The organism is Trinickia camelliae (assembly GCF_053525655.1).
Genome location: NZ_JBCHAA010000001.1, coordinates 660,099 through 671,727, shown reverse-complemented (window position 1 = coordinate 671,727; position 11,629 = coordinate 660,099). Strand labels below are relative to the sequence as shown.

9 protein-coding genes are annotated in these 11,629 nt (G+C 65.1%); 6 read left to right on the top strand and 3 right to left on the bottom strand.

Annotated elements, in window-relative coordinates; all coding sequences use genetic code 11:
• The first annotated feature begins 76 nt into the window (after window positions 1-76).
• The 4 genes from AAHK20_RS03015 to AAHK20_RS03000 all read left to right on the top strand — a co-directional run bounded on the left by AAHK20_RS03015 (window position 77) and on the right by AAHK20_RS03000 (window position 4,630).
• Window positions 77-628 (top strand): plasmid mobilization protein, encoded by a 552-nt coding sequence (locus AAHK20_RS03015; protein ID WP_449179932.1) that lies wholly within the window; start codon window positions 77-79, stop codon window positions 626-628.
• Between the two features lie 413 nt (window positions 629-1,041).
• Window positions 1,042-1,722: a PspA/IM30 family protein gene (locus AAHK20_RS03010; RefSeq protein ID WP_449179931.1), complete on the top strand. Its 681-nt coding sequence runs from the start codon at window positions 1,042-1,044 to the stop codon at window positions 1,720-1,722.
• 233 nt (window positions 1,723-1,955) lie between these two features.
• Window positions 1,956-3,128, top strand: coding sequence for a tetratricopeptide repeat protein (locus AAHK20_RS03005; RefSeq protein WP_449179930.1), 1,173 nt, complete (start codon window positions 1,956-1,958; stop codon window positions 3,126-3,128).
• Window positions 3,125-4,630: a flavin-containing monooxygenase gene (locus AAHK20_RS03000; protein WP_449179929.1), complete on the top strand. Its 1,506-nt coding sequence runs from the start codon at window positions 3,125-3,127 to the stop codon at window positions 4,628-4,630. The genes AAHK20_RS03005 and AAHK20_RS03000 overlap by 4 nt, the downstream gene beginning before the upstream one ends.
• A gap of 66 nt (window positions 4,631-4,696) precedes the next feature.
• Here AAHK20_RS03000 and AAHK20_RS02995 read toward each other — a convergent pair whose 3' ends face one another.
• On the bottom strand, window positions 4,697-5,464 hold the full coding sequence (locus tag AAHK20_RS02995) for a class I SAM-dependent methyltransferase (protein WP_449179928.1): 768 nt from the start codon (window positions 5,462-5,464) through the stop codon (window positions 4,697-4,699).
• A 187-nt stretch (window positions 5,465-5,651) separates the two neighbouring features.
• Window positions 5,652-7,250, bottom strand: a complete 1,599-nt coding sequence (locus AAHK20_RS02990) for a methyl-accepting chemotaxis protein (RefSeq protein ID WP_449179927.1) — start codon at window positions 7,248-7,250, stop codon at window positions 5,652-5,654.
• 341 nt (window positions 7,251-7,591) lie between these two features.
• On the opposite strand from AAHK20_RS02990, the gene AAHK20_RS02985 reads away from it, so the two are divergent.
• Window positions 7,592-8,995, top strand: coding sequence for a methyl-accepting chemotaxis protein (locus AAHK20_RS02985; protein ID WP_449179926.1), 1,404 nt, complete (start codon window positions 7,592-7,594; stop codon window positions 8,993-8,995).
• A 134-nt stretch (window positions 8,996-9,129) separates the two neighbouring features.
• Window positions 9,130-9,576, top strand: a complete 447-nt coding sequence (gene mscL / locus AAHK20_RS02980; protein WP_449179925.1) for a large conductance mechanosensitive channel protein MscL — start codon at window positions 9,130-9,132, stop codon at window positions 9,574-9,576.
• A gap of 34 nt (window positions 9,577-9,610) precedes the next feature.
• Here the strand turns inward: mscL and AAHK20_RS02975 are convergent, their stop codons facing one another.
• Window positions 9,611-11,599: a hybrid sensor histidine kinase/response regulator gene (locus AAHK20_RS02975; RefSeq protein ID WP_449180054.1), complete on the bottom strand. Its 1,989-nt coding sequence runs from the start codon at window positions 11,597-11,599 to the stop codon at window positions 9,611-9,613.
• Window positions 11,600-11,629 lie beyond the last annotated feature (30 nt).

Sequence of the window (11,629 nt, the reverse complement as noted above, 5' to 3'; positions counted from 1 at the left end):
AACGGTTCTGCGCCGCCCGCCCCCAGGCGCATGACGTCAAGCGCTTCCGTCTCGAACGAATGCCAGCGAGCCGCCCATGAATAAGTCCAGTGAACGCATCGTCATCTTCGTCACGCCTGCGCAGAAACTTGCTATCTCGACGAGCGCGCAGCGGCTTGGAATCAGCGTCAGTGAATTGATCCGGCGCGCCGTGCTCGAGTTCGATGCGACCGGCGATCAGGTCAAGGCGGCGAGCATCGTCGATCGTCTTCATGTCCCTCAAGCCCCGAATGCGCTGAACGAGACGCTGCGGCGCGTGGCGAACGCCGCGCCTGCCGGGCGTCATGTCGTGCCGACGGCTTCGGGCGAGATGCGGGGCGAGACGCCTGGCGACGGCAAGCCGCCGCGCACATCGGTTGGCGCGTCGGTCGCGCAAGCGCTCGCCAAGGCCAACGACGACACCCGCTTCACACAGGAGGCGGTCGAAAGAGTGACGTCGAAAAAAGCAGCGGAGCAGACGCGTTCACGAGCGAAAGCGGCGACGCCAAAAGCGCCGGTCAATGCCGATGGTTCCGGCTCCGAAGTGACCTCTAATTCGGCTGACGATGACGGTGCAGGCTCCGCCGGCGATGGCGGCGGGTTCGCTTGACACACATCCTTTCAGAATCGAAAGCATCGGCAACACACTTAAGCCGCAATTCGTTAAAGCATTCGTTTTTCATGCTTGATTGCGTCGCGTATTTTCCCCGCTCCCCTGGCTTATTTACGCGACACAAAAACTCCAGCATTTCGTCATCCGCTGAAATCGATTCGCAACATGTGTTTAAGCGTTCTTTAAGCGAGCGCATGCTGTAATATCCGCCGCGTAAAGCACCCATAGCGTAGGCGCTTGCGCACAGGACTCACGCGCAACAGTCACGGCATCCTCATAAAATGGATACATGACTATTGCAATTCGCCCGCCTGCCCCGACATCCGCGTCGCACGGGCACCCCGCGTAGAGTATCGATTGCTCGCAGCGCTATTCGGCTTAGGGGCCGATTTCAATCCACGGAGGAATTCATGTCGCTTTTCGATAGCATTTCGCGCACGGTCAAAGGTCTTTTGAACGACGCTGCCGATTCCGTGCAGGACCCGTCGCGCGATGCGCGCCAGATCGTGCGCGAGCTCGACGAGAGCATCGCCAAGGCGGAAAACTCGCTGATCGAGATCGAAGCGCAGGTCGCCACGCAGCAAAGCAAGCGCGATGTCGCGGCTGAAAAGGCGAAGAAGTACGAAGACGGCGCGAAGCGCGCGCTGCAATCGGGCGATGAAGGTCTGGCTCGCGAAGCGCTCGCGGCGCAGTCGAATGCCGAAGCCGAGCGCGACGCGCTCGCGGGCGAACTCGCCAAGCTCGAACCGTCGGTCGATCAATTGAAGTCGCAGATCGCCGACATGCGCCAGCGCCGCAACGATTTGAACGCGCGCTCGAACATCCTCCAGGCGAAGCAGGAAATCGCGCAGGCGAAGGACGTCGCCGCGACCGCGCTTGGCGGCATCGGTGGCAAGAACCTGTCGGAAGACTTTCAGAAGCTCGAAGACAAGGTCACGCTGCAAAACGCGCGCTCCGATGCGCGTCTGAATTCGGCCGATACGGCCAGCGGCAAGGCGCTCGACGACAAGCTCGCCGCGCTGAACCACGGCCCGTCGGTGGAAGATCGTCTCGAAGCGCTGAAAAAGCAGTTGAATACGCCGGCGGAATGACGCCGCACTGACGTCATGCCGTCATCGCTGACGCTGCATGCGTCAGCCGATTTACCTCCGGGCATCGGCCTCGCAGAACTTTCGCACGCGATGCCCGTCGCATGAATATGTCGATTGAAATGGAACTGCCCCCACGCTCGCTACGTTCGCTCCCCCCGAGGGGGCAGTCAGTGCGCTTGGGGCGGCCCGGCACGCACTGACATGGAGACGGGCGCTCGCGCCCGGTCCGCATCATGAAGAAATTTCTCGCAGCCGCTGGAATGTCGCTGATGCTGGTATCGGCCGCGGCGTTTGCCGTGCCGAGCGCGCAGCAGGTCGAGCGCGCGATGGCGCAGGGCAACTGGCAGCAAGCCGATACGGAACTGAGCCAGGTGCTCGAAGCGCATCCGAACAACGCGCACGCGCACTACCTCTACGGTCAAGTGCTCGATCGCGAGGGACGCTACGCCGACGCGCTCGCGCAAATCCAGCAGGCGAAGACGCTCGATCCGCAAATCCGGTTCACGAATCCGACGAATTTCGCGCAGGTCGAGGCTCGCATCCAGGCACACGCGAACGCAGGCAGCGTGACGACGCAGCCGCGTTCCTCGGTGACGTCGAGCACGTCGAATCCGTTCACGCAAACGCAAGCGCTGCCGCAAACGAGCGAGCGGCATGGTCCGTCGATGGCGGCTTGGATCGGCATCGTGCTGCTGTTCGTGGTGATCGCGCTCGTGCTGCGCTGGACGCTGCGCCGCGCCCGCTCGACCGAAGACGGCCGAGCCGACGACGATCGCCGCGCCCAACTGAAGCGCGCGACCGAGTTGCTGAACGCGGTGCGCTCGCTCAAGCTCGACGTGCGTCTTTCGACGGCGCCGGGGCATGAGGCGCTCACGAATGAAGTCGAAGGCGCGGAGAACCAGTTGCGCGATCTCGTCGAAGCGCTCTCGAACAGCAAGAACCCGGTGCCGCCGTACCAGATCGAAGACCTCGAAAAGCAGGTGGCGAGCCTCAAGGCGCGCGCCGAAGGACGGCCCGATCCGAACGCGGCGCCCGCGCCCGGACAGTCCGCCTATGCGCAGGAAGCCGAGCGCTTCGGCCAGTCGCAACAGCCGCCCTATCCGCCTCAGTATCCCCCGCAACAACAGCCGCAAGTGGTCGTGCAGCAAGGTGGCGGCTTCGGCGGCGGCATGGGCGGCCTGCTCACCGGCGTGCTGCTTGGCGAAGCGCTGTCGGGCAACCGTGACCGCGTGGTCGAGCGCGACGTGATCGTCGACGACGAAACGCGCCGTCGCGAAGCCAGCGGCAACCAAGGCGGCGATGGCGGCGTCGACTTCGGCACGGGCTCGAACAACTGGGACGACAACAGCGGCGGCGGCGTCGACATGGGCAGCAACGACGATTCGGGCGGCTGGTCCGATACGTGAAGCAGCATCCATCGCCGCGCATTGCGATCGTCGGCAGCGGCTTTGCCGGCATCGGCATGGCGATCCGCTTGAAACGCCTCGGCATCACGTCGTTTAAGGTCTACGAGGCGGCCGGCGACATCGGCGGTACCTGGCGCGACAACACCTATCCCGGTACCGCCTGCGATATTCCTTCGCATCTCTATTCGTTTTCGTTCGAGCCGAACCCGTCGTGGTCGCGCGCGTTCGGGCAACAGCACGAAATCCTCGCCTACCTCAAAGGCTGCGCCCGCAAGTACGGGATCGAGCCGTTCATTCGCTGCAACACCCGTGTGAATTCGGCCCGCTTCAATGACGCGCGAGGCGTGTGGCAACTTGAACTGCTTGAACTACGAAGTGGCGGCGGAGCTCAGGAACCGGCGAGTATCGAAGCGGACATCGTGATATGCGCGAGCGGCGCGTTCTCGCGTCCGGCGTTGCCGCGCATCGATGGCATCGAGCGTTTCGAAGGCAAGCTCTTTCATTCCGCGCGCTGGGATCACGACTATCCGCTCGAAGGCAAGACGGTCGCCGTGATCGGCACCGGCGCGAGCGCGATTCAGTTCGTGCCGAAGATCCAGCCGCTCGTCGCGCGCTTGCATCTGTTCCAGCGCACCGCGCCGTGGATCATGCCGAAGCCCGATCGCGCGCTCACCGAACGCATGCAGCAGCTTTTCAAGCGCCTGCCGTTCACGCAGCGTCTGGTGCGCCATGCGCTCTACTGGCAGCACGAGTCGCGCGCGCTAGCTTTCGTCGCGCATCCGAAGCTGATGAAGTGGCCGACGAAGTTCAGCCTGAGCTACCTGGAGCGGCGCGTCCCCGACCCGGTGCTGCGCGCGAAGCTCACGCCGAACTACACGTTCGGCTGCAAGCGCGTGCTGTTGTCGCGCGACTACTATCCGGCCGTGAGCCAGCCCAACGTCGATGTCGTGACTACGCCGATACGCGAGATCGTCGCCGACGGCGTCGTGACCGATGACGGCCTGCACTACCCCGTCGACGCCATCATCTGCGGCACGGGTTTTCAGATGGGCGAGGCCGGCGGCGCGCCATTTGAAGTGATCGGCGCGCAAGGCGCGGATCTGGATGCGCTATGGCGGCAGCACGGCCCCGAGGCGTATCTCGGCACGAGCATTGCGGGCTTTCCGAACTTCTTCATGCTGACGGGCCCGAACACGGGCCTTGGACACAACTCGTTGATCTACATGATCGAGTCGCAAATCGCGTACATCGCCGATTGCCTGCGCGCGATGCGCCGGCGCGGCGCGCGCACGATGTCGCTCAAGCACGAAGTGCAGCGCGCGTTCAACGAGCGGCTGCAGCACGACACGCGACGCTCGGTGTGGGCCACCGGCTGTCATAGCTGGTATCTGTCGACAAGCGGCAAGAACACCCAGCTATGGCCCGGCTTCACGTTCACGTTCCGGCGGCGCACGCGGCGCGTGCGCGCGGCCGATTATCACTTCGATCGATTCGGGCAGTGAGCGCGGCCTCGCGATGAAGTAACGAACGCGATGATCGACACGCCGCGCCCTGTGCCCGCTCGCCGCTCAAGCCGGTTTGCGTCCCACGTACACGAGCGTGTCGTAGACAAAATCGACGAAGCCGTCTTTCGCATCCTTGTCGAACAGCTCGCGCAGTGCCGCGAGCATCGGCTCGTAGTTCGCATGCCCAGGTTTCGGCGCATACGACGACGAGGCGAGCCGCCCCTTGAGTCCGTCGAAGTCGAGCCGCTGGACGTTGTCGAACATGCCCTTCTTCACGAAATCCTCACCGAACCACTTTGACATCGGCTCATCGCCCGGATAGCGGTCAGCGACTTGCGCGTAGTCGAGCGAATAGCGGCGCAGCAGCGCTTCGTAGTCTTCGAGAAACGGGGTGCCCGTCACGCGCCGGAAATTCCAGATCAAGGCGATCGAGCCGCCCGGTTTCAGAATCCGCGCGAACTCGCGTTTGGCGGCCGGCGGATCGAACCAGTGAAACGCCTGCGCGGCGATGACGAGATCGACGCTCGCATCGGGCAGCGTCGTCGCTTCGCCTGTGCCGGACACGCTGCGATAACCGATGAAGCCGGCGAGCCACCGATCGGCGGCCTGGCGCATCGCATCGTTCGGCTCGACGGCGACGACCGGATGGCCCGCGTCAAGAAAGAGCTTCGCCGAGATGCCGGTGCCCGCGCCGATATCGGCGATGCGCGCGTCAGCCGCGAGCTGGCAGGTGTCGCGCACGAATTCGACGATCTCGCGCGGATAGGTCGGCCGGTATTTGACGTAGTCGGCGACGCGGTCGGTGAAGCGTTGGGTGGAGTCGTTGGTCATCGGCGGGGTCCTCGGTCGGCTGGATCTGGGTGCTGACGAGGAACGTTACCGCAAGCGGTCTGGATCTGCAGCGAGGATCAACGTCCCCCCAAAAGCTGCAGCAAGCGCCACAGAAACCGGATCACCAGCACGATCAGCTCCCACAACTTGACGAGCTGATCCCAGCCTGTGGCGCTTGGCGGATCGATCACGCGAGCAGGCGGCGAGGCGCGGCCAAGCGCGGCGGATCGGCCGCGTGCTCGCCTACGTGAAACACGGCCACCGCCGCATCCAATTGCGCCGCCTGCTCCTCGAGCGAGGCCGCGGCCGCTGCCGCTTGCTCGACGAGCGCGGCGTTCTGTTGCGTTACTTGGTCCATTTGCGCGACTGCACGATTGATTTGTTCGATCCCTGTCGATTGCTCGGTCGACGCCGAGCTGATTTGGCCGATGATGTCGGTCACACGCCGCACCGACGCGACGACCTCGTCCATCGTCGAACCGGCGCGCGCGACGAGCGCTCCGCCCGCCTCCACCCGGTCCGCCGACGCGACGATCAGCGCCTTGATCTCCTTCGCGGCGCTCGCGCTGCGCTGCGCGAGACTGCGCACCTCGCCCGCGACGACCGCGAAGCCGCGCCCTTGCTCGCCTGCGCGCGCCGCTTCGACCGCGGCATTCAACGCGAGGATGTTGGTCTGGAACGCGATCCCTTCGATCACGCCGATGATATCGCCGATCTGATTCGAGCTCGTGGCGATCTCGTTCATCGTGCGCACGACTTCGCCGACCACTTCGCCGCCGCGCGCGGCGGTCTGAGACGCATCGGACGCCAGCTCGCTCGCCTGCTTCGCGTGATCGGCGTTCTGCTTCACCGTCGACGTCAATTGCTCCATGCTCGATGCGGTCTGCTGCAGCGACGCCGCCTGCTCCTCGGTGCGTTGCGACAGATCGGCGTTGCCGGACGCGATTTCGCGCGCGCCGTGCGTGATCGCCGCCGACCCGCCGCGCACTTGCGCGACGGTCGAAGAAAGCGCGGTCTGCATGCTCGCGATACCCGAGAACAAGCGGCTCATTTCGTTGTTGCGCGCCACGTTGACCGCGCCCGTCAGGTCGCCGGCCGCGATGCGCTCGAAGTGGCGCACGGCCCCGTCGATCGGCCGCACGACGGCCGCAACGAGCGCCGCGCGCGCAAACACGCCGATCACGAACGCCGCCACGGCGATCGCGGCCGCGGCGATCAAAAGCCGATGGAACTGCGTCTGCGCGTCGTCATAGCGTGCTTTTTGATGCGCGACCTGCAGCGCTTCGAGCGCCGTCATCGCTTGAGCGTAGCGGGCGTAGAGCGCATCGGCGGTCTGCGCCTGAATGGTGCGGAACGTGTTGAAGTCGTTTTGCTGGAGCGCTTGGAACTCGGGTTCGATTGCCTGCGAGACGAGCGCGGCGCGCGCGGCCTGCACCGCGTCGGACAGATGCGCCTCTTCACCCGTGCGCGACTTGGACAGATACGCAGCCCAGTTGTCGTCGCTGTCCTTCAGCACGCCGTGCGCCTTCGGCAACAAATCGTCGCTCGCGCGCCCCATCGAAAACAGCGTCTCGAAGTTGCCAAGCGCGAGGCGCACCTGGAGCATGCGCTCGGAACTCGTCTTGAGATGCGTGAGCGCGGCTGTGTCGGTGGCGTACATCTGCTCGAGCGCCCCGTTGCTTTGCTGGAGTCCGAGCATGCTGACCGCCATCGTGGCAATCAGCGCGAGCGTATAGCCCGCAATCGTGAGCGTGAGCCCGCCGCGTATCGTGAAGCGTTTGAACATGGCAATCGGCGTGCGGCCGCGCCCTGAGCGAGGCGGCGCACGTTCCCCTCCGTAGTGGTCTGCGCGCACGGGGCGCTCTCTGACGGAGCGTCTGGGTTGGCGGACACGGCCTGCTGCGAGCGGTTTGATGGGCGGCGTCGTGCGTGCGAGCATGTTTGCGGCGCCCAATCTATGCGTTTCCACGCGATTGCGCAATGCACGAAAGTCTCTAGCGTTTCAGCGCCCTCAAGTCATGCAAAAAGCTGCCGTAAATACGATGTAGAGAGCCCGCATCCACCGTGAAAAAGCACGAAAACATGACAACAAGCGGGCCCGCCAGGCCACCAAGGAGACTACTCACCATGCGGCGCTTCAGCTTTCTCCGCCCTGCCAAGTCGAACTCGCTCGTCGGCGACATCGCCGCGCAGGCGGGCAAGCTCTCGATCGAGATCTGCGACGTGTCCGGGCACGTCGACGAAGTCGCCGCGCGCGTCGCGGGTCAGGCGCAGGTCTGCCGGACCTTGCGCGAATCCGCGGCGGTGACGATGGAGGGCAACCACCGGATCGCCGCAGCGGCGCGGCAGGTGCGCGTCGTGAGCGCCGAGGCATCGTCCGAAGTCGGCGCGTCGCAAGCGACGCTGGACGCCGCGCTCGCCGACATTCATGGGCTCGTGGAAGGCGTGACGGTCATCGAGAGCCAGATCGGCTCGCTGCGCGCCGCGCTCGCGCACGTGAGCAAGGTGTCAGAAGAAATTTCGCTGATCGCCCGCCAGACTCACCTGCTCGCGCTGAACGCCGCGATCGAAGCGGCGCGTGCCGGCGACTCGGGCAAGAGCTTCGCGGTGGTCGCGGCCGAAGTGAAAAATCTGTCGAGCAAGACGGCGCAGGCCACCGCGCAAATCGAAACGACGCTCGCGCAACTCACGCAGCAGACCGATCGCCTGATCGCCGAAGGCACCGAGAACACGGCGCGCGCGCATCGCGTGAAGGACGGCACGCGGATGATCGGCGACGTCGTGCAGGCGACCGGCCACGCGATCACACAGCTTCATGGGCAGGCCGAAGAGATCGCGACGCTCACCGGCGAAATCGAATCGCAATGCAACGGCCTCGAAGCCCAGGTGCTGGAGATGGCGAGCGGCGTCGAGGATTCGAGCGAGAACTTCGCGCGCGCGAAAGACCGCTTGGGCAGCCTGCTGTCGGTTTCGGAGACGCTGATCGAGCTGACCGCCGCGACCGGCGTCGAGACGCCCGACTCGCGCTTCATCGCCGCCGCGCAAGAGACGGCAGCAGCCATCGCGAAGGTCTTCGAGCGCGCCGTGGAGCGCGGCGAGATCATGCTGAGCGATCTCTTCGACGAGACCTACGCGCCGATCCCGAACACGAACCCGCCGCAGTTCCTCACGCGTTTCACCGCGTTCACCGACCGCGTGCTGCCCGCGATCCAGGAGCCGCTTCTCGCGCTCGACGAACGGGTCGCGTTCTGCGCGGCCGTCGACGTGCGCGGCTACCTGCCCACGCACAACCGCAAGTTCTCGCAACCGCAAGGTCCGGACCCGGTGTGGAACGCCGCGAACTGCCGCAACCGCCGCCTCTTCAACGACCGCACGGGCCTCGCCGCCGGCTCGCATACGAAGCCATTCCTGCTGCAGACGTACCGCCGCGACATGGGCGGCGGCGTCTTCGCGATGATGAAAGATGCCTCAGCGCCGATTCTCGTCGCCGGGCGGCATTGGGGCGGCGTGCGGATCGGCTACCGAGGATAGACTCTCCTGCCCTGGCGGCTTATTCGAAAAAAGTTTTCGCCTGCGCCGCCTCCCTTCGCTATCATGACCGCCAACGCACGGGCGGCCTGCCGGGCGCTGCCGCGTGCGGTTCATCATCACGGAGGAAGCCACCTATGAGCATCGTCAAAGAATTTAAGGAATTCGCCCTCAAGGGCAACGTGATGGACCTGGCGGTCGGCGTCATCATCGGCGGCGCGTTTTCGACCATCGTCAACTCGATCGTCAAAGACCTGATCATGCCGATCGTCGGCGTGGCCACCGGCGGGCTCGACTTCTCCAACAAGTTCATCCGCCTGGGCGACATCCCCGCGAGCTTCAAGGGCAGTCCGGAGTCGTACAAGGATCTGCAGACGGCCGGCGTCGCCGTGTTCGGCTATGGCTCGTTCATCACGGTGTTGATCAACTTCATCATCCTCGCGTTCATCATTTTCATGATGGTGAAGTTCATCAACAACCTGCGCAAACCGGCCGAGGCTGCCCCGGCCGAGCCGCCGGCCACGCCGGAAGACGTGCTGCTGCTGCGCGAGATCCGCGATTCGCTGAAAAATTCGCCGCGCTGACTGCGACTCACATCCGAGACTGACGCGCGCGGCGTCACGCAGGCGCCGCGCCGCTCATCCCCTGCGCCTTCGCGCTCGCCGTGCTCTGGATCACCTCTTCGAGCTGACTGAAGTTCACGGGCTTCGTCAGATGCGACGTAAAGCCCGCAGCAAGGCAGCGACGCACGTCGTCGTCGGTGCCGAAGCCGGTCAGCGCGACCGCCGGCACTTGCGAGCGCTCGCGGAACGCACCGATGAAATCGAGCCCCGTGCCATCCGGCAAGCCCACGTCGCTCACGATCAGGTCGAACACCGCGGCGTGCGCCGCCGCGAGCGCGTCGGCCACGCGTCCGGCGACGGTCACGTCGTGGCCGAGCCCGCGGATCAATTGCGCCATGACCTCGGCCGTGTCCTCATGGTCCTCGATCAACAGGATCGCGAGCCGCTCTTCCGCGCGGCGCTCGGCGGCTACGGCCGGCGCCGGTTCGCGCGGCGGCTCGGGCGCGGTCGGCAGCATGATCGTGAAGGTCGCGCCGCAGTGCGCCCCCGGGCTCGCGGCGCTGACCGTGCCGCCGTGCACGTCGGTCAGCGCCTTCGTGATCGCCAGGCCGAGCCCGAGGCCGCCGAACTGCTGCGTCATCGTCTGGCTGCCCTGCTCGAACGCTTTGAACAGCTTGCCGATCTGCTCCGGTGCGATGCCGATGCCGGTGTCTTCGATCTCGATCTCCACCTGCATGCGCGAATCGCGCGTGCGCACGTAGATGTGGCCGCCGTCCGGCGTGAATTTCGCGGCGTTGCGCACGAGGTTCCAGAACATCTGCTGCAAACGCGCGCGGTCGGCGAGCACATGGTGATTCGCCGCGCGTTTGTCGATATGGACGTCCTGCTGCTTGACCTGGATTTCGCTGCGGAACAGATCGAGCACTGAGTCGATGACCTCATGCACGTCGACCGTTTCGAGCGAGAGCCGCAGCTTGCCGTTCGCGACCCGAGTCAAGTCGAGCAAGTCGTCGATGAGCCGCGCCTCGAGTTCGATGTTGCGGCGAATCATCTTGACGTTCGAGCGCGCCGCCTCGGACAAGTCGCCCATGAGCTCCAAGAGGCGCGTGCCGGCCAGCACCGGCGTGAGCGGCGTGCGCAGCTCGTGCGAGAGCATCGCGAGGAAGCGGTCCTTCGCGCGATTCGCCTCTTCCGCGGATTGGCGCGCGCTTTGCTCGGCCGCGAGCAGCCGCTCGCGGTCCTCGATCGTCTCGCGCTGCGAATGAATATCGGTGCAACTACCGAACCATTTGTTCACGCGGCCGGCCGCGTTGCGCACCGCGACGATGCGCGCGTCGAACCAGCGGTATTTACCGTCGCGCGAGCGAACGCGCAACTCGTGGCGGTAGTCGGACGCGTCCATGCGGACCGTCTCGAGCCAGGTGCGGCGGATCTCCTCGCGGTCGTCGGGATGCACCGCGTCGAGCCATGCAAGACCGCGCGACAGGTCGACGTCCAAGCCCGTGTACTCGTACCACTGGGTCGACTGGAAATCGCAATCGCCGTTCGCGTCGAACGTCATCACGAGGTGCGGCAGCGCCTCCGACAAGCTGCGGTAAAACAGCTCGCGCTCGCGCAACAGCGCCGCTTCCGCCGACGCGCGCTGCAGCCGCACTTGCGACAGCACACGCTCGACCGCCTCGGGCAGATAGTCGAGATAGCCCTGGGACTTCGGCACGACGTCGGAGATACCGGCGCGCAGCGCTTCGATCACGCGCGATTCGTCGGCGAAGCCGGTGACGAGAATCGCCGGCAGCCGTACCCCCTCGGTGCGCAGACGGCGGAAGAAATCGAGCCCCGTTTCGGCGCCGCCCAACTGATAATCGAGCACGAGCAGATCGGGCGCGTCGTTCGTGATGCACTCGCGCGCGGCGTTCACGGTCGCGCACGCGAACACGCGGCAGCCCGCGCGTTCGAGCGATTTACGGGCGAGCCGCAGAATGCCCTCGTCGTCATCGACGACGAGCACATGGGCCGGTTCGGGAAACGAGACTTCGTCGGTCATGTTGGTCTTGTCGTTGCGTCTTCTTGTCTT